This window comes from gamma proteobacterium symbiont of Lampromicra miyakona (assembly GCF_059730895.1).
In genome coordinates, this window is record NZ_AP035932.1 from 143,910 (window position 1) to 161,591 (window position 17,682).

Here is a 17,682-nt window from a genome sequence, read left to right on the forward strand (position 1 = left end):
GGCGGTCACAAACTTTGCGCCGCTGTACGCTGAAAAGTTTGTTATAGTGCCTGCCTGATTACTCACAAGGCCGGGAAAATGGGCGTTCGAGCGCAACAAAAAGAACGTACACGACGTTCACTGATTGAAGCGGCATTCAGTCAGTTAAGTGCAGAAAGGAGTTTTGCCAGCCTGAGTTTACGCGAAGTGGCACGCGAAGCCGGCATTGCACCGACCTCGTTTTACCGTCACTTTCGCGATGTGGATGAACTCGGCCTGACGATGGTTGATGAAAGTGGCCTGATGCTGCGCCAACTGATGCGCCAGGCGCGCCAGCGCATTGCCAAAGGCGGCAGCATCATCAAAACCTCGGTCGCCACGTTTATGGAGTTCATCGGGAACAATCCCAACGCTTTTCGTCTCTTACTACGCGAGCGCTCCGGCACGTCAGCGGCTTTTCGTGCGGCGGTCGCGCGGGAGATTCAGCACTTTATCGCTGAACTGGCCGACTACCTTGAGCTGGAAAACCGCATGCCGCGCAGCTTTACCGAAGCGCAGGCGGAAGCGATGGTGACGATTGTGTTCAGCGCCGGCGCGGAAGCGCTGGATGTGGATATCGAACAGCGGCGCAAACTGGAAGAGCGTCTGGTGCTGCAGCTGCGAATGATCGCCAAAGGCGCTTATTACTGGTATCGCCGGGAGCAAGAGCGCCTGGCGGTTACCCTGGAAACCCCCGAAGAGTAATGTGATAAGGATAATGAAATGATTGAGCAAAACCCTCGCGATAAAGGAACGCTGTTACTGGCTTTTATCACCGGTTTAGCTATCAACGGCTCCTTTTCGGTGCTGTTCAGCACCTTTGTTCCCTTTTCGATTTTCCCGCTGATCGCCCTTGGCCTTGCCGCGTGGTGTCTGCATCAGCGCTATCTCAACCGCAATATGCCGGACGGCATGCCTTCGCTGGCGGCGGCATTTTTTCTGCTGGGGATTCTGGTGTACAGCGCGCTGGTGCGTGCCGAATATCCGGATATCGGGTCTAACTTCATCCCGACCATTCTGATGGTGGCGCTGGTGTTCTGGATCGCCATGCGCTTCCGCCGCAGCAAGAACAAGCACTGAAAACAATCACGGGAACCGCAGGGTTCCCGTTTTTTTAGGCTTTGCGCGTCAGTAACACACCGCATTCCATATGGTGGGTGTAAGGGAACTGGTCAAACAGCGCCAGCCGCGTGATGTTATGCGTGGCACTCAGTACGCTGAGGTTGTCGCACAGCGTTTGCGGATTACAGGAAATATAGAGAATACGCGGATAGGCCTGCACCATCTTCACCGTCTCATCATCCAGCCCGCTGCGCGGCGGATCGACAAAGATGGTCTCGCACTGATAGCTGTTGAGATCGATGCCTTCCAGACGGTTGAAGCTGCGCACGCCGTTCATCGCCTGGGTAAACTCTTCGGCTGCCATACGAATAATTTGCACGTTGTCGATGTGGTTGGCCGCGATGTTGTACTGCGCCGAAGCCACCGACGGTTTGGCGATTTCCGTCGCCAGTACGCGGCGGAAGTTACGCGCCAGCGCCAGCGAAAAATTGCCATTACCACAGTACAGCTCCAGCAGATCGCCGCGCGAATCTTGCGTCACGTCCAGCGCCCACTCCAGCATCTGAATATTCATCGCCGCATTCGGCTGGGTGAAGCTGTTCTCCACCTGACGATAGATCATCTCCTGACCGGCCACCGGCAGGCGCTCATCGACGTAATCGCGATCGAGGCAGATTTTGGTTTTCGTGGCACGGCCAATCAGTTGCACATCAAACCCTTCTGCACGCAGGCTATCGCGCAGCGCAGTCGCGGCTTCGGTCCAGTCGGCTTCCAGCTTGCGGTGATACAGCAGCGAGATCACGATCTGGTTGCTCAGGGTGGAGAGATAATCGATCTGGAACAGTTTGAAACGCAGCGCGCGATTATCGCGGATCGCGGCGATCAACTTTGGCATCAGCGTGTTGATCAACTGGCTGGCCGCCGGAAACTGATCGACGCGGATACGCTGTTTGGTCTCTTGATCGAAGATGATGTGATAGAGCTCGTCACCGTCGTGCCAGATGCGGAATTCGGCGCGCATACGATAGTGGCTGACCGGCGAGCGGAACACCTCCACGTCGGGCGCTGCGTAGGGGGCCATCATCGCCTGTAAGCGGCTGACTTTTTCCGCCAGTTGCGCGTCGTATTGTTCAATCGGGAGTTGTTCGGGTGTCATCTTCAATCCTGGTGTTAAGCCTGCCTGCCGGGCGATTGTAGGCATTCACCTGCTGATGTCCAGTCCCGGACAGTGCAGGAAGGCTGGCAGTCTGGATTTCCGGCCTTCTTAAACGTAGACTGCGGCTGCCGGCCTCCTTGAGTTAAAAGGGAATCCAGTGTGAATCTGGAGCTGACGCGCAGCGGTAAAAGAATGTCGTGGTGATCGCAATTGCAGACACTGTCCTCGCGGATGGGAAGTCTTCACCACTTATGATTCCCAGCCCGAAGACCTGCCGGTGTGACGTCGCAACTTCTGAGATCATCGCGTGCTATCGATCCCGGACCTGCGGCATCCTGCTTCGTCTTTTGGATGCTATAACAATGAAAACAACACATGCTTCGCTGTTTGCCTTTAGTGCAACGGCGTTGTCGCTCTGGGCGCAATCTGGCTACGCGCAGCAGAATGATGATACGCAAATCGTTACCGCCAACCGGTTTTTGCAGCCGGTTTCCTCCGTTCTCGCGCCGACGACAGTCGTGACCCGCGACGATATCGATCGCTGGCAGGCGAAAAGCCTGACGGACGTCATGCGTCGCCTGCCTGGCGTGGACATCGCGCAGAACGGTGGCCTCGGCCAGTTGAGCTCGCTGTTTGTGCGCGGCACCAACTCCAGCCACGTACTTATACTCATCGACGGTATCCGGCTAAACCAGGCGGGTGTGTCCGGATCGTCTGATTTAAGCCAGATTCCGCTTTCTCTGGTCCAGCGCATCGAATATGTGCGCGGTGCGCGCTCGGCGGTGTATGGTTCCGATGCGATTGGCGGCGTGGTGAACATCATCACCGGTCGTGATAAGCCGGGCACGACGCTGAGCGCGGGCGTGGGCTCGAAAGGCTATCAAAACTATGAAGGTTCTACCCAGCAGCAGCTGGGCGCAGCCACGACGCTGACCATGGCGGGCAACTACACCTATACGCGCGGCTATGATGTGGTGGCAAACCTGCCGGATGTGTATGGCGATCCGGCGCAGAAAGATCGCGATGGCTTCATGAACAAGACACTGTATGGCGCGCTGGAGCACCAGTTCAGTGACGGGCTGAGCGGCTTTGTTCGCGGCTACGGTTTTGACAACCGTACGGCCTACGACGGCACCTACAGCTACGATAACAGTTTTAACATCAACGGATTAAACGATACCCGCCAGCTCTACAGCCAGACCTGGGACAGCGGCTTGCGTTACAGCAACGACATTTATTCGACGCAGCTGATCGCCAGCTACAGCCGCAGCAAAGACTATAACTATGATCCGCGTACAGGCCGCTACGGCCCGTCGACCACGCTGGATGACAGCAAGCAGTACAATGTGCAGTGGGGCAATACGTTGCAGGTGGCGCAGGGCAGCGTAAGCGCGGGTGTGGACTGGCAGAAACAGACCACGGAACCCGGCACCGCTTACGTGGCTGACAGCACCGAACTGCGTAACACCGGCATCTATGCCACCACCCAGCAGCAGCTGGGCAGCGTAACGCTGGAAGGCGCGGTACGCGGTGACGACAACAGCCAGTTTGGCTGGCACGGCACCTGGCAGGGCGGGGCGTCGTGGGCGTTTGTTGATGGCTATAGCGTGTTTGCCAATTACGCGACGGCGTATAAAGCGCCTCGTCTCGGCCAGTTGTATGGTTCTTATGGCAACAGCGACCTGAAGCCGGAAGAGAGTAAACAGTGGGAAGCGGGCTTCTCTGGCCTGACCGGGCCGGTAAACTGGCGCGTATCCGGTTATCGTAACGATATCGATAATCTGATTGATAGCGATCCCACCACCTATATCTATTACAACATCGATAAAGCGCGCATTAAGGGCGTAGAAGCCACGGCGTCGTTCGATACCGGTCCGCTTAGCCATCAGATTTCTTACGATTATGTTGATGCGCGCGATGCTGAAACCGATCAACCGCTGGTGCGCCGTGCGAAGCAGCAGGTGAAATACCAGCTCGACTGGACGATTTATGAGTTTGACTGGTCACTGACCTATCATTATCTCGGCGATCGCTATGATACGGATTACAACCACTCCTTTACCCCGCAGCGCGTCAAACTGGGCGGTGTAAGTTTATGGGATCTGGCAGTTTCGTATCCGGTCACATCACAGCTCACCGTTCGTGGTAGAATTGCCAACCTGTTCGATAAAGACTACGAGACAGTGTATGGCTATCAAACTCCAGGAACGGAGTACTATCTCAGCGCCAGCTACAGCTTCTGATCTGCGCCCCACCGTGCTGGTGTTTGACTCCGGTGTCGGTGGGCTCTCCGTCTATGATGAGGTCCGGCAACTGCTGCCGGGCCTGCACTATCTCTATGCCTTCGATAATGCCGGCTTCCCTTACGGTGAAAAAAGCGAAGAGTACATTGTTGAGCGGGTCGTAGCGGTGGTGGAGGCTATCGTGCAGCGCGTGCCGCTGGCTTTAGTGGTCATCGCCTGTAACTCCGCCAGTACTGTATCCCTGCCAGCATTGCGTCAGCGCTTTGAGTTCCCGGTCGTTGGCGTCGTGCCGGCGATTAAACCGGCGGCCCGTCTGACGCGTAACGGCGTGGTCGGCCTGCTGGCCACGCGCGGCACGGTGAAACGGCCTTACACCCATGAGCTGGTGGCGCAGTTTGCGCGCGAATGTAAAATCGAAATGCTGGGCTCGGCGGAACTGGTTGAACTGGCGGAAGCCAAACTGCACGGAGAAACGGTGTCGCTGGACGATGTGCGTCGCGCAGTACAACCGTGGCTGCGTATGAAAGAGCCGCCGGATACCGTGGTGCTGGGTTGTACCCATTTCCCGCTGTTACGTGAAGAGCTGCAGCAGGTGTTGCCTGATGGCACCCGGCTGGTGGATTCGGGCGCAGCGATTGCACGGCGCACCGCCTGGTTGTTAGAGCACGAAGCGCCTCAGGCGCGTTCCAGCGGACAGAATGTGGCATTTTGTACGCGTATGGATGACGAAGTGGTGCAATTATCACCGGTTTTGCAGCGTTATGGCTTCCCGCTGCTGGAAAAACTGGCGATTTGACGGGCTTTCGCCGAAAAAAACAGCACTCGAAAATTAATTTGCATTTAGCCCTTGTCAGCCCGAAAGAACTCCCTATAATTCGCCTCCACTGACACGGCACAACGGCTTACGAAGCGCCCTGTTAGTGAGGTGGCCTTTCACGGCAACCTTCAGAAAAGCAAAAATAAATGCTTGACTGAGAAAGCGGAAAGCGTAATATACGCATCCCGCGCCGCTTGAGAAATCGCGGCACTGCTCTTTAACAATTTATCAGACAATCTGTGTGGGCACTCGCAGGATTGATATCAGCGTCTCCGGACGTAAAAAATATCAAGTCTTTGCTGAGTGAACACGTAATTCATTACGAAGTTTAATTCACAGAGCATCGCTGCACTGGTTGCAGCAAATCAAACTTAAATTGAAGAGTTTGATCATGGCTCAGATTGAACGCTGGCGGCAGGCCTAACACATGCAAGTCGAACGGCAGCACAGAAGAGCTTGCTCTTTGGGTGGCGAGTGGCGGACGGGTGAGTAATGTCTGGGAAACTGCCCGATGGAGGGGGATAACTACTGGAAACGGTAGCTAATACCGCATAACGTCGCAAGACCAAAGTGGGGGACCTTCGGGCCTCACACCATCGGATGTGCCCAGATGGGATTAGCTAGTAGGTGGGGTAATGGCTCACCTAGGCGACGATCCCTAGCTGGTCTGAGAGGATGACCAGCCACACTGGAACTGAGACACGGTCCAGACTCCTACGGGAGGCAGCAGTGGGGAATATTGCACAATGGGCGCAAGCCTGATGCAGCCATGCCGCGTGTATGAAGAAGGCCTTCGGGTTGTAAAGTACTTTCAGCGGGGAGGAAGGCGGTGAGGTTAATAACCTTGCCGATTGACGTTACCCGCAGAAGAAGCACCGGCTAACTCCGTGCCAGCAGCCGCGGTAATACGGAGGGTGCAAGCGTTAATCGGAATTACTGGGCGTAAAGCGCACGCAGGCGGTCTGTTAAGTCAGATGTGAAATCCCCGGGCTTAACCTGGGAACTGCATTTGAAACTGGCAGGCTTGAGTCTCGTAGAGGGGGGTAGAATTCCAGGTGTAGCGGTGAAATGCGTAGAGATCTGGAGGAATACCGGTGGCGAAGGCGGCCCCCTGGACGAAGACTGACGCTCAGGTGCGAAAGCGTGGGGAGCAAACAGGATTAGATACCCTGGTAGTCCACGCCGTAAACGATGTCGACTTGGAGGTTGTGCCCTTGAGGCGTGGCTTCCGGAGCTAACGCGTTAAGTCGACCGCCTGGGGAGTACGGCCGCAAGGTTAAAACTCAAATGAATTGACGGGGGCCCGCACAAGCGGTGGAGCATGTGGTTTAATTCGATGCAACGCGAAGAACCTTACCTGGCCTTGACATCCAGAGAACTTAGCAGAGATGCTTTGGTGCCTTCGGGAACTCTGAGACAGGTGCTGCATGGCTGTCGTCAGCTCGTGTTGTGAAATGTTGGGTTAAGTCCCGCAACGAGCGCAACCCTTATCCTTTGTTGCCAGCGGCTCGGCCGGGAACTCAAAGGAGACTGCCGGTGATAAACCGGAGGAAGGTGGGGATGACGTCAAGTCATCATGGCCCTTACGGCCAGGGCTACACACGTGCTACAATGGCGCATACAAAGAGAAGCGACCTCGCGAGAGCAAGCGGACCTCATAAAGTGCGTCGTAGTCCGGATTGGAGTCTGCAACTCGACTCCATGAAGTCGGAATCGCTAGTAATCGTAGATCAGAATGCTACGGTGAATACGTTCCCGGGCCTTGTACACACCGCCCGTCACACCATGGGAGTGGGTTGCAAAAGAAGTAGGTAGCTTAACCTTCGGGAGGGCGCTTACCACTTTGTGATTCATGACTGGGGTGAAGTCGTAACAAGGTAACCGTAGGGGAACCTGCGGTTGGATCACCTCCTTACCTGAAGATACCTTCCCGCGAAGTGCTCACACAGATTGTCTGATAGAAAAGTAACGAGCAGAAAAAACCTCTACAGGCTTGTAGCTCAGGTGGTTAGAGCGCACCCCTGATAAGGGTGAGGTCGGTGGTTCAAGTCCACTCAGGCCTACCAGATTTCTTCTCATGCCGCGTTATGTTTCCGGCTCGCATAGTTCACTATGCTTCGCGAAAACATGCCTTGCCTGAGACGAAATCACATTTCCCGTGTGAGAAACGTGACTCCTGGTGAGTGGATGTAGATGGTCTCTGCAGTGACTGTATGGGGCTATAGCTCAGCTGGGAGAGCGCCTGCCTTGCACGCAGGAGGTCAGCGGTTCGATCCCGCTTAGCTCCACCATTACAGTACTGAAACTTACTTCAGAGTATACCGGCGACGGTGTGCTGCGAAGTATTTGCTCTTTAACAATCCGGAACAAGCTGAAAATTTGAAACGACGCGTCGTATTCATTCTCCGTAATAAGAATGAAATCACGATGCGTTCGGGTCTCTCAAATGCTTGCAGTCCGCAGCGTTGCAAAACGCCTGTGGGTTGTGAGGTTAAGCGACTAAGCGTACACGGTGGATGCCCTGGCAGTCAGAGGCGATGAAGGACGTGCTAATCTGCGAAAAGCGACGGTAAGGTGATATGAACCGCTACAGCCGTCGATGTCCGAATGGGGAAACCCGGTGCACTCTGTGCATCATCGTTTGATGAATACATAGTCAAACGAGGCGAACCGGGGGAACTGAAACATCTAAGTACCCCGAGGAAAAGAAATCAACCGAGATTCCCCCAGTAGCGGCGAGCGAACGGGGAGCAGCCCAGGACCTGAATCAGCTTGTGCATCAGTGGAAGCGTCTGGAAAGTCGCGCGATACCGGGTGACAGCCCCGTACACGAAGATGCATGAGCTGTGAGTCCGACGAGTAGGGCGGGACACGTGGTATCCTGTCTGAACATGGGGGGACCATCCTCCAAGGCTAAATACTCCTGACTGACCGATAGTGAACCAGTACCGTGAGGGAAAGGCGAAAAGAACCCCGGCGAGGGGAGTGAAACAGAACCTGAAACCGTGTACGTACAAGCAGTGGGAGCCTACCTGTTAGGTGACTGCGTACCTTTTGTATAATGGGTCAGCGACTTATATTCTGTAGCAAGGTTAACCGCATAGGGGAGCCGAAGGGAAACCGAGTCTTAATTGGGCGTTAAGTTGCAGGGTATAGACCCGAAACCCGGTGATCTAGCCATGGGCAGGTTGAAGGTTGGGTAACACTAACTGGAGGACCGAACCGACTAATGTTGAAAAATTAGCGGATGACTTGTGGCTGGGGGTGAAAGGCCAATCAAACCGGGAGATAGCTGGTTCTCCCCGAAAGCTATTTAGGTAGCGCCTCGTGAACTCATCTCCGGGGGTAGAGCACTGTTTCGGCTAGGGGGCCATCCCGGCTTACCAACCCGATGCAAACTGCGAATACCGGAGAATGTTATCACGGGAGACACACGGCGGGTGCTAACGTCCGTCGTGAAGAGGGAAACAACCCAGACCGCCAGCTAAGGTCCCAAAGTCATGGTTAAGTGGGAAACGATGTGGGAAGGCACAGACAGCCAGGATGTTGGCTTAGAAGCAGCCATCATTTAAAGAAAGCGTAATAGCTCACTGGTCGAGTCGGCCTGCGCGGAAGATGTAACGGGGCTAAACCATGCACCGAAGCTGCGGCAGCGACACTATGTGTTGTTGGGTAGGGGAGCGTTCTGTAAGCCGCTGAAGGTGTGCTGTGAGGCATGCTGGAGGTATCAGAAGTGCGAATGCTGACATAAGTAACGATAAAGCGGGTGAAAAGCCCGCTCGCCGGAAGACCAAGGGTTCCTGTCCAACGTTAATCGGGGCAGGGTGAGTCGACCCCTAAGGCGAGGCTGAAAAGCGTAGTCGATGGGAAACAGGTTAATATTCCTGTACTTGGTGTTACTGCGAAGGGGGGACGGAGAAGGCTAGGTTATCCGGGCGACGGTTGTCCCGGTTTAAGCGTGCAGGTGTGAAGACCAGGCAAATCCGGTCTTCTTTAACACTGAGGCGTGACGACGAGCCGCCACGGCGGTGAAGTAACTGATGCCCTGCTTCCAGGAAAAGCCTCTAAGCTCCAGGTAACACGAAATCGTACCCCAAACCGACACAGGTGGTCAGGTAGAGAATACCAAGGCGCTTGAGAGAACTCGGGTGAAGGAACTAGGCAAAATGGTGCCGTAACTTCGGGAGAAGGCACGCTGGCGCGTAGGTGAAGGGACTTGCTCCCGGAGCCGAGGCCAGTCGAAGATACCAGCTGGCTGCAACTGTTTATTAAAAACACAGCACTGTGCAAACACGAAAGTGGACGTATACGGTGTGACGCCTGCCCGGTGCCGGAAGGTTAATTGATGGGGTTATCCGCAAGGAGAAGCTCTTGATCGAAGCCCCGGTAAACGGCGGCCGTAACTATAACGGTCCTAAGGTAGCGAAATTCCTTGTCGGGTAAGTTCCGACCTGCACGAATGGCGTAATGATGGCCAGGCTGTCTCCACCCGAGACTCAGTGAAATTGAAATCGCTGTGAAGATGCAGTGTACCCGCGGCAAGACGGAAAGACCCCGTGAACCTTTACTATAGCTTGACACTGAACATTGAGCCTTGATGTGTAGGATAGGTGGGAGGCTTTGAAGCGTGGACGCCAGTCTGCGTGGAGCCAACCTTGAAATACCACCCTTTAATGTTTGATGTTCTAACGTAGGCCCGTAATCCGGGCTGCGGACAGTGTCTGGTGGGTAGTTTGACTGGGGCGGTCTCCTCCCAAAGCGTAACGGAGGAGCACGAAGGTTGGCTAATCCTGGTCGGACATCAGGAGGTTAGTGCAATGGCATAAGCCAGCTTGACTGCGAGAGTGACGGCTCGAGCAGGTGCGAAAGCAGGTCATAGTGATCCGGTGGTTCTGAATGGAAGGGCCATCGCTCAACGGATAAAAGGTACTCCGGGGATAACAGGCTGATACCGCCCAAGAGTTCATATCGACGGCGGTGTTTGGCACCTCGATGTCGGCTCATCACATCCTGGGGCTGAAGTAGGTCCCAAGGGTACGGCTGTTCGCCGTTTAAAGTGGTACGCGAGCTGGGTTTAGAACGTCGTGAGACAGTTCGGTCCCTATCTGCCGTGGGCGCTGGAGAATTGAGGGGGGTTGCTCCTAGTACGAGAGGACCGGAGTGAACGCACCGCTGGTGTTCGGGTTGTCATGCCAATGGCACTGCCCGGTAGCTAAGTGCGGAAGAGATAAGTGCTGAAAGCATCTAAGCACGAAACTTGCCCCGAGATGAGTTCTCCCTGACCCCTTGAGGGTCCTGAAGGGACGTTGAAGACGACGACGTTGATAGGCCGGGTGTGTAAGCGCAGCGATGCGTTGAGCTAACCGGTACTAATGACCCGTGAGGCTTAACCTTACAACGCCAGAGGCGTTTTAAGCCGAGAGACAGAAAGAATTTTCAGCTTGTGACGGAAAAATTAGCGGAAACGAAAGATTTTGCGCTGAGGCGAGGCGGCAGGGCGAAGAAAAGGAAGGAGCATACACGAGTATGTGACTGACTTTGCGAGCGCGGCCAACGCGGCATCAGTGAAAAAGATTCGTTTCGTGCACCAGAATTTGCCTGGCGGCAACAGCGCGGTGGTCCCACCTGACCCCATGCCGAACTCAGAAGTGAAACGCCGTAGCGCCGATGGTAGTGTGGGGCCTCCCCATGCGAGAGTAGGGAACTGCCAGGCATCAATTTAAGACCCCTAATCGGGTCATGACCTTCCCGGTGACGCGGAAAGGGCGAAACACCTGAAATCAGCGACGGTCTGATATCAGTACAGAATCGGTGGAGCGGTAGTTCAGTTGGTTAGAATACCTGCCTGTCACGCAGGGGGTCGCGGGTTCGAGCCCCGTCCGTTCCGCCACCCTAATTAGGGGCGTAGTTCAATTGGTAGAGCACCGGTCTCCAAAACCGGGTGTTGGGGGTTCGAGTCCCTCCGCCCCTGCCAGAAAATAATCCTTTGCTTCGGCAAAGGATTTTTTTTGCCTGAAATTCGGCACAGGCAAGAGCCTGAGTTTCATTTCTTCCACTCAAACTCCCTCAATTATTGCTTCAGTGAGTCAGGACCGGATATTTAAGCAGCTGCCGAATGTGTGCCTGTTGATCGCTATTCTGCAGCCATACCGCATATAACGGTCGCACTGCGACAGGTGTGTCTGGAATAACCATCAAATCGCTGTAAATGCCGTGCCAGAAATCAGGTAAAAAAGCGCAGGCTCCCGTGGTATGCAGCAATTCGCGGGTCACATGTGCTGAAGTGGTAGTTAATACCGGTACGTCATCACTGGAAAGATAACTTTCATGCTGATGGAAATCCGCGCCCCACTCGAGTTTGATGTAATCATATTTTTCACGCTTTTCAGTTTTGCGTGCGCGAAAGAGCGCGAGTGAAATATGACCGATCTGCTGACTGGTGAGTTCATCCATTTTTGGCGCTTCGGTGGTGATCAGCAAATCGAGTTGGCGCTCATGTAACTGCTTGACCAGCAAATGGCGCTGAGCAATACGTGCTTCCAGATGCAGGCTCTCCCGGTTCTCGTATAGCGTCTGCAGCCAGGGCGTAAGATACGCTTCCCAGAGCGATGCACTGGCACCGATTGATAGCTCATGGTGCTGCTGGGTATGCGAAACCTCCTTCTTTGCCATCAGCCATGTACTCATCAGGCTCTCAGCGTAGGGCAATAAGCGCTCGCCTGCTGAAGTCAGCCGGATATTATTGCGGTGACGGGTAAAAAGATTAACGCCCAGCTGATTTTCCAGCTGACGGATGCGAAAACTAACGGCAGATTGCGTGAGGTAAAGCGCTTCAGCAGCACGCCCGAAATGACGCGTTCTGCTCACTTCGAGGAAAGTTTTCAGTAATTCCGTATCCACAGCATTCTCCCAAAAAATGTTTGTCGTACTGATTTAAATGTTTTGTTTTACACTCTGTCAAGCCTATCTAATACTCCGCGCCATAAATAGCACGGCCATATGAGAATCAGGAGCGTGTAAGATGGCGGACAGCTTCGCAACAACTAATCGTTTCTTTGATAACAAACATTACCCTCGTGGTTTTTCGCGTCATGGTGACTTCACCATTAAAGAAGCTCAGCTTCTGGAACGCCACGGATACGCTTTCAACGAACTGGATCTCGCTAAGCGCGATCCGGAGACCGAAGAAGAGCGTCTGTTTATTGAAGTCTGTCGTGGTCTGCGTGAGCCGCAGACTGAGGCTGAACGTGTCTGGTCAAAATACACTGCACGTATCAAGCGTCCGAAACGTTTTCATACCTTGTCCGGCGGTAAACCGCAGATGGACACGGTGGAAGACTTCAGCGATAGCGACGATTAACATGACGGGGCTGATTTCAGCCCCGTTGTCATTCCAGGCTTTTATGCAGGTAAATCAGTAAACGATCGATACTGCGATATCCCACCGCCTCCTGCAGATGCTGACGCGTAATCTGCCGTTCACCCGCTAAATCTGCGATGGTTCTCGCCACCTTTAAGATGCGCTGCCATGCACGCACCGATAATCCCAGTGCATTCAGGATCTCCTCCAGCCATTCCGCGTCCTGCTGCTGTAACACACAATCACGGGCGATCTCCGGATTCGACAGCTGCGCATTCACTTTGCCCGCGCGTGCCATCTGTATCGCCCGGGCGGCCAGTACGCGGGCGCGCACCTGCGCGCTGGTTTCGCTGTGCTGCTGCTTCTGGCTAAGCGAGCCGCCCGGTAGCAGCGGAATCTCCAGCGACAGGTCGAAGCGATCCAGAAACGGGCCAGACAGCCGGCTGAGATAGCGCAGCACCTGCTGCGGCGTGCAGCGATTATGATTCCCCTGATAATGGCCCGTCGGGCTGGGATTCATTGCACCAATCAGCTGAAAGCGCGCAGGGAAAGTGACTTTGGCGCGGGAACGGGAAATGGCGATTTCACCGGCCTCAATCGGTTCGCGTAACGCATCCAGCGCTTTGCGCTCAAACTCGGGCAGTTCATCAAGAAACAGCACCCCATTGTGCGCCAGCGAAATTTCGCCCGGCCGCGGCAGGGATCCTCCGCCGACCAGCGCATACAGCGATGCGCTGTGATGAGGCGCTCTGAACGGCCGTCTACGCCACTGATGATGTAGCGTACCGCTGCTGACCAGGCTGGCAATTGCGGCGCACTCCAGCGCTTCCTGGTCATCCAGCGGCGGCATAATGCCGGGCAATCGGGTTGCCAGCATGGTCTTACCGGTGCCGGGCGGGCCCAGCAGCAACAGGTTATGGCCACCGGCGGCGGTGATTTCCAGCGCGCGCCGTCCCTGCTGCTGGCCAATAATATCGCTCAGGTCCTGCTGCTCGTGCGGCACCGTTTCAGGCTGGTAATGGGCGACCGTCAGCGCCGTCTGGTTATGCAGGAAAGCGCAGATCTCCACCAGATGCTTGCCCACCAGCGTTTCACCCTGTTGTATCAGGCCGACATCCTGTTGATTCTGCTCCGCTAAGACCATCTGACGTCCGGCCTGCAGCGCCGCCATGGCAGCAGGAATCGCGGCCTGAACGCCACACAGCGCGCCGTTTAGCGCCAGCTCACCCAGGAACTCATAATGGGCCAGCTTATCGCCTGGCAGCTGCTCTGAGGCCGCGAGAATGGCGATAGCGATCGGCAGGTCGTAGCGCCCACCCTCTTTAGGTAAATCAGCTGGTGCGAGATTAATGGTGACGCGCTTCGCCGGAAAGGTGAAACCACTATTAATAATGGCGCTGCGCACGCGTTCGCGGGCTTCTTTGACGGTGGTTTCCGGCAGACCTACCAGTGTCAATGCTGGCAGACCGTTGCTGATATGCACTTCAATCGTCACCAGTGGAGCCTGCACTCCGAGCGCCGCGCGTGTTAATACTTTCGATAAAGACATAACCGCTCCTTGTTGCCTTTATCCTTGCTGAAAAAAATCCACACGGCGACCGCTGAAACTATCATCCTGAAGCGGTATTCAGGAAAATCGCTGCGCTTTTCATCCTGTTCATTAATTTTCGCAGCCAGATCGCAAAAGCAAAATAACGGTTGCGTCGCGGGCGTAATGAATAATTATCACAAATGCGAATAACCTTTTACTTACAAAGCGATAACGCACGTCAGCTGCGCGCGTCATAAAATTTTCCGATGAAAATTATTGTAAATCCCCTGCTAACTATGGTAACTCTGTAGGTATTACTTCGAACTAACGAAAAAACAGACGACACATGAAAGCCCTTCTACAAGTGATTAGCCTAGTCGTGATTAGCGTGGTGGTGATTATTAACCCACCGTGCGGGGCTACGCTTGGAGAAAGAAAGGCTTAAAAATCAAGCCTGGAATTCGAAAAACCCCCGCACCGTAAGGTCCGGGGGTTTTTTTTCGACCAGACGAAATATCAGCGAATCAGCGAGGAACAGATTATGAGCAGTAGCATAAAATTCTGTTGTTCCAGCAGGAATACAGGAGAATAACCATGACAGGTGCACAGTGGGTAGTTCAGGCTTTACGCGCGCAGGGTGTCGACACAGTGTTTGGTTATCCTGGCGGAGCAATCATGCCAGTGTACGATGCGCTCTACGATGGCGGCGTGGAACATCTACTGTGTCGTCATGAACAAGGTGCGGTGATGGCAGCGATCGGTTATGCGCGTGCGACCGGCAAAACCGGGGTTTGCATTGCGACTTCCGGACCGGGCGCCACCAACCTGATCACCGGACTGGCCGATGCGATGATGGATTCCGTTCCGGTTGTCGCCATCACCGGGCAGGTCTCTTCAGCGTTTATCGGTACCGACGCCTTTCAGGAGATCGACGTTCTTGGCCTGTCATTAGCCTGCACTAAACACAGCTTCCTCGTTGAATCGCTGGATGATTTACCCTCGGTGATGGCGGAAGCTTTCGCCATCGCGCAGTCCGGCCGTCCGGGACCGGTACTGGTCGACATCCCCAAAGATATTCAGATTGCCAGCGGTGACCTGACGCCGCACCTGCTGCCGGTTGAAGAAGCACTGAGCCACTCACCGCAGCACATTGCCGAAGCGCGCGCGCTGATGGCGCAGGCGCAAAAACCGATGCTGTATATCGGCGGCGGTGTCGGCATGGCGCAGGCCGTCCCGGCGCTGCGGGCTATGGCGCAGGAGACCGGCATCCCGATGGTTTCTACCCTGAAAGGACTGGGCAGCGCCGAAGCCAGCAGCGATCTCTACCTCGGTATGCTCGGCATGCACGGCACCAAAGCGGCCAACCTGGCGGTGCAATCCTGTGATTTGCTGATTGCCGTCGGCGCACGCTTCGACGACCGCGTCACCGGTAAGCTGGATACCTTCGCGCCGCACGCCAGCGTCATCCATATTGATATCGATCCGGCGGAATTGAACAAACTGCGTCGCGCTCACGTTTCGCTGCAGGGCGATCTCAACCAGGTGTTGCCGGCGCTGAGCATGCCGCTGCAGATCGACGGCTGGCGTACTGAAGTTAAAGCGATGAACGCGGAGTTCGCGTGGCGTTACGACCATCCCGGCGAGGCGATCTACGCGCCGCTGCTGCTGAAGCAATTGTCAGATCGTAAACCTGACAGCGCGGTGGTAACCACCGACGTTGGCCAGCACCAGATGTGGGCGGCGCAGCACATGCGCTTCAGCGCGCCGGAAAACTTCATCACCTCCAGCGGTCTGGGCACCATGGGCTTTGGGCTGCCGGCTGCGGTGGGCGCGCAGGTTGCCCGTCCGGATGACACCGTTATCTGCGTGTCCGGTGACGGCTCAATCATGATGAATATTCAGGAGCTGGGCACCATCAAGCGTAAGCAGCTGCCGGTAAAAATTCTGCTGCTGGATAACCAGCGTCTTGGCATGGTTCGCCAGTGGCAGCAGCTGTTCTTTGATGGTCGCTACAGCGAAACCATCCTCACCGATAACCCCGATTTCCTCACGCTGGCCAGCGCCTTTGATATTCCGGGCCAGCGCATTAGCCGTAAAGATCAGGTCGACGCCGCGATTGATGCTCTGCTGAACAGTGAAGGTCCTTACTTCCTGCATGTTGCGATTGATGAGCATGAAAACGTCTGGCCACTGGTACCGCCGGGTGCCAGCAACGCAAACATGATGGAGAAAACCGTATGAACCAGCATCAATTGTCTATCGAAGCCCGCTTTCGCCCTGAAATATTGGAGCGCATTTTGCGCGTCGTGCGTCACCGTGGCTTCCAGGTCTGCGCGATGAATATGGCGTCCGCCGTCAATGCGGAGAACATTAATATCGAAATGACCGTTGCCAGCCAGCGCTCTGTCGATTTACTGTCTTCGCAGTTAAGCAAACTTATGGATGTCGCCTGTGTCGAGATCCAGCAACAGACAACACAACAAATCCGCGCCTAGTCGCCAAAGGAAATAACAATGAGTACGAAGAAAGCAGACTTTATCTGGTTCAATGGAGAGATGGTTAAGTGGGAAGACGCCAAGGTTAGCGTTATGTCTCACGCACTGCATTACGGCACCTCTGTGTTCGAAGGCGTTCGCTGCTACGACTCACACAAAGGTCCGGTGGTGTTCCGTCACCGTGAACACATGCAGCGTCTGCACGACTCCGCCAAAATTTACCGTTTCCCGATCAAAGCCAGCGTGGATGAGTTGATGGAAGCGTGCCGCGAAGTCATCCGCGTCAATAAACTGAAGAGTGCCTACATTCGTCCGCTGGCCTTTGTCGGCGACGTGGGCCTCGGCGTTAACCCGCCAGACGGCTTCACCACCGATGTGATCATCGCTGCGTTCCCGTGGGGGGCTTACCTGGGCGCCGAAGCGCTGGAGCAGGGCATTAACGCCATGGTTTCTTCCTGGAATCGCGTGGCGCCAAATACCCTGCCAACCGCGGCGAAAGCAGGCGGTAACTATCTCTCTTCCCTGCTGGTTGGCAGCGAAGCGCGCCGCCACGGCTATCAGGAAGGTATCGCGCTGGATACCCAGGGTTATATCTCCGAAGGGGCTGGCGAAAACCTGTTTGAAGTGAAAGACGGCATCCTGTTCACCCCGCCGTTCACCTCTTCAGCGCTGCCGGGCATCACCCGCGACGCAATCATCAAGCTGGCGAAGGATCTCGGTATCGAAGTGCGCGAGCAGGTGCTGTCACGCGAATCGCTGTACCTGGCGGATGAAGTGTTCATGTCCGGTACTGCCGCAGAAATCACGCCGGTACGCAGCGTGGACGGCATCCAGGTGGGTGAGGGCAAACGTGGTCCGGTGACCACCAAAATCCAGCAGGCGTTCTTTGGCCTGTTCACCGGCGAAACCGAAGACAAGTACGGCTGGCTGGATCAGGTGAATCCATAACAAGACAGTAACGCGGGTGCAGCAGCGCCCGCGTCATTTTTCAGACTGGAGT

12 protein-coding genes, 4 tRNA genes, 3 rRNA genes and 1 riboswitch are annotated in these 17,682 nt (G+C 55.2%); of the genes, 16 read left to right on the forward strand and 3 right to left on the reverse strand.

Going from position 1 to position 17,682, the window contains the following annotated elements; all coding sequences use genetic code 11:
- Positions 1-78: 78 nt before the first annotated feature.
- Together fabR and AC6I8P_RS00685 are read left to right on the forward strand one after the other, a co-directional pair.
- Complete coding sequence (gene fabR, locus AC6I8P_RS00680; RefSeq protein ID WP_031279587.1) at positions 79-723, forward strand: HTH-type transcriptional repressor FabR; 645 nt, start codon at positions 79-81, stop codon at positions 721-723.
- Positions 724-741: 18 nt separating this feature from the next.
- Positions 742-1,098: a YijD family membrane protein gene (locus AC6I8P_RS00685; RefSeq protein ID WP_021506823.1), complete on the forward strand. Its 357-nt coding sequence runs from the start codon at positions 742-744 to the stop codon at positions 1,096-1,098.
- A 34-nt stretch (positions 1,099-1,132) separates the two neighbouring features.
- On the opposite strand, the gene trmA is transcribed toward AC6I8P_RS00685, so the two are convergent.
- On the reverse strand, positions 1,133-2,236 hold the full coding sequence (gene trmA, locus AC6I8P_RS00690; protein WP_136547370.1) for a tRNA (uridine(54)-C5)-methyltransferase TrmA: 1,104 nt from the start codon (positions 2,234-2,236) through the stop codon (positions 1,133-1,135).
- Positions 2,237-2,348: 112 nt separating this feature from the next.
- Positions 2,349-2,530, forward strand: a riboswitch (cobalamin riboswitch).
- 68 nt (positions 2,531-2,598) lie between these two features.
- On the opposite strand from trmA, the gene btuB reads away from it, so the two are divergent.
- From btuB to AC6I8P_RS00735, 9 genes are all read left to right on the forward strand, one after another.
- Entirely contained in the window at positions 2,599-4,479 is a 1,881-nt protein-coding gene (gene btuB, locus AC6I8P_RS00695) for a TonB-dependent vitamin B12 receptor BtuB (protein WP_150059713.1), read from the forward strand.
- Positions 4,424-5,275 (forward strand): glutamate racemase, encoded by an 852-nt coding sequence (gene murI / locus AC6I8P_RS00700; RefSeq protein ID WP_040679621.1) that lies wholly within the window; start codon positions 4,424-4,426, stop codon positions 5,273-5,275. Before btuB ends, murI begins: the two co-directional genes overlap by 56 nt.
- A gap of 394 nt (positions 5,276-5,669) precedes the next feature.
- Positions 5,670-7,211: ribosomal RNA gene (locus AC6I8P_RS00705) — 16S ribosomal RNA — on the forward strand.
- Between the two features lie 74 nt (positions 7,212-7,285).
- A tRNA-Ile gene (locus AC6I8P_RS00710) sits at positions 7,286-7,362 on the forward strand.
- Positions 7,363-7,511: 149 nt separating this feature from the next.
- Positions 7,512-7,587: transfer RNA gene (locus tag AC6I8P_RS00715), tRNA-Ala, on the forward strand.
- Positions 7,588-7,785: 198 nt separating this feature from the next.
- Positions 7,786-10,690, forward strand: a 23S ribosomal RNA gene (locus AC6I8P_RS00720).
- 203 nt (positions 10,691-10,893) lie between these two features.
- Positions 10,894-11,009 (forward strand): 5S ribosomal RNA (rrf, locus tag AC6I8P_RS00725).
- The 16S, 23S and 5S rRNA genes sit together here with 4 tRNA genes alongside, the layout of an rRNA operon.
- A gap of 100 nt (positions 11,010-11,109) precedes the next feature.
- Positions 11,110-11,186, forward strand: a tRNA-Asp gene (locus AC6I8P_RS00730).
- An 8-nt stretch (positions 11,187-11,194) separates the two neighbouring features.
- Positions 11,195-11,270 (forward strand) — tRNA-Trp (locus AC6I8P_RS00735).
- Between the two features lie 104 nt (positions 11,271-11,374).
- Here the strand turns inward: AC6I8P_RS00735 and hdfR are convergent.
- A complete protein-coding gene (gene hdfR / locus AC6I8P_RS00740) occupies positions 11,375-12,196 on the reverse strand; it encodes an HTH-type transcriptional regulator HdfR (protein ID WP_031279770.1) in 822 nt (273 codons plus the stop codon).
- A gap of 121 nt (positions 12,197-12,317) precedes the next feature.
- On the opposite strand from hdfR, the gene AC6I8P_RS00745 reads away from it, so the two are divergent.
- Positions 12,318-12,656 (forward strand): MaoP family protein, encoded by a 339-nt coding sequence (locus AC6I8P_RS00745; RefSeq protein ID WP_021507919.1) that lies wholly within the window; start codon positions 12,318-12,320, stop codon positions 12,654-12,656.
- 28 nt (positions 12,657-12,684) lie between these two features.
- Here the strand turns inward: AC6I8P_RS00745 and AC6I8P_RS00750 are convergent, their stop codons facing one another.
- Complete coding sequence (locus tag AC6I8P_RS00750) at positions 12,685-14,205, reverse strand: YifB family Mg chelatase-like AAA ATPase (protein ID WP_481657218.1); 1,521 nt, start codon at positions 14,203-14,205, stop codon at positions 12,685-12,687.
- A 328-nt stretch (positions 14,206-14,533) separates the two neighbouring features.
- On the opposite strand from AC6I8P_RS00750, the gene ilvL reads away from it, so the two are divergent.
- From ilvL to AC6I8P_RS00770, 4 genes are all read left to right on the forward strand, one after another.
- Positions 14,534-14,632: an ilv operon leader peptide gene (gene ilvL, locus AC6I8P_RS00755; protein ID WP_071813600.1), complete on the forward strand. Its 99-nt coding sequence runs from the start codon at positions 14,534-14,536 to the stop codon at positions 14,630-14,632.
- 149 nt (positions 14,633-14,781) lie between these two features.
- Entirely contained in the window at positions 14,782-16,428 is a 1,647-nt protein-coding gene (ilvG, locus tag AC6I8P_RS00760) for an acetolactate synthase 2 catalytic subunit (RefSeq protein ID WP_021507917.1), read from the forward strand.
- Positions 16,425-16,682 (forward strand): acetolactate synthase 2 small subunit, encoded by a 258-nt coding sequence (ilvM, locus tag AC6I8P_RS00765; RefSeq protein ID WP_008106624.1) that lies wholly within the window; start codon positions 16,425-16,427, stop codon positions 16,680-16,682. The genes ilvG and ilvM overlap by 4 nt, the downstream gene beginning before the upstream one ends.
- Before the next feature lie 18 nt (positions 16,683-16,700).
- Positions 16,701-17,630 carry a branched-chain amino acid transaminase gene (locus tag AC6I8P_RS00770; RefSeq protein WP_021507916.1) on the forward strand — a complete coding sequence of 310 codons (930 nt, stop codon included), beginning with the start codon at positions 16,701-16,703 and terminating at the stop codon, positions 17,628-17,630.
- The last annotated feature ends 52 nt before the right edge of the window (positions 17,631-17,682 follow it).

What these genes read in the sequence shown, in the direction of transcription:
- ilvM (WP_008106624.1), top strand. Translation starts at nt 16,425, where the DNA reads ATGAACCAGCATCAATTGTCTATCGAAGCCCGCTTTCGCCCTGAAATA.
- AC6I8P_RS00745 (WP_021507919.1), top strand. Translation starts at nt 12,318, where the DNA reads ATGGCGGACAGCTTCGCAACAACTAATCGTTTCTTTGATAACAAACAT.
- AC6I8P_RS00750 (WP_481657218.1), bottom strand. Translation starts at nt 14,205, where the DNA reads ATGTCTTTATCGAAAGTATTAACACGCGCGGCGCTCGGAGTGCAGGCT.
- ilvG (WP_021507917.1), top strand. Translation starts at nt 14,782, where the DNA reads ATGACAGGTGCACAGTGGGTAGTTCAGGCTTTACGCGCGCAGGGTGTC.
- AC6I8P_RS00685 (WP_021506823.1), top strand. Translation starts at nt 742, where the DNA reads ATGATTGAGCAAAACCCTCGCGATAAAGGAACGCTGTTACTGGCTTTT.
- ilvL (WP_071813600.1), top strand. Translation starts at nt 14,534, where the DNA reads ATGAAAGCCCTTCTACAAGTGATTAGCCTAGTCGTGATTAGCGTGGTG.
- murI (WP_040679621.1), top strand. Translation starts at nt 4,424, where the DNA reads ATGGCTATCAAACTCCAGGAACGGAGTACTATCTCAGCGCCAGCTACA.
- fabR (WP_031279587.1), top strand. Translation starts at nt 79, where the DNA reads ATGGGCGTTCGAGCGCAACAAAAAGAACGTACACGACGTTCACTGATT.
- AC6I8P_RS00770 (WP_021507916.1), top strand. Translation starts at nt 16,701, where the DNA reads ATGAGTACGAAGAAAGCAGACTTTATCTGGTTCAATGGAGAGATGGTT.
- btuB (WP_150059713.1), top strand. Translation starts at nt 2,599, where the DNA reads ATGAAAACAACACATGCTTCGCTGTTTGCCTTTAGTGCAACGGCGTTG.
- trmA (WP_136547370.1), bottom strand. Translation starts at nt 2,236, where the DNA reads ATGACACCCGAACAACTCCCGATTGAACAATACGACGCGCAACTGGCG.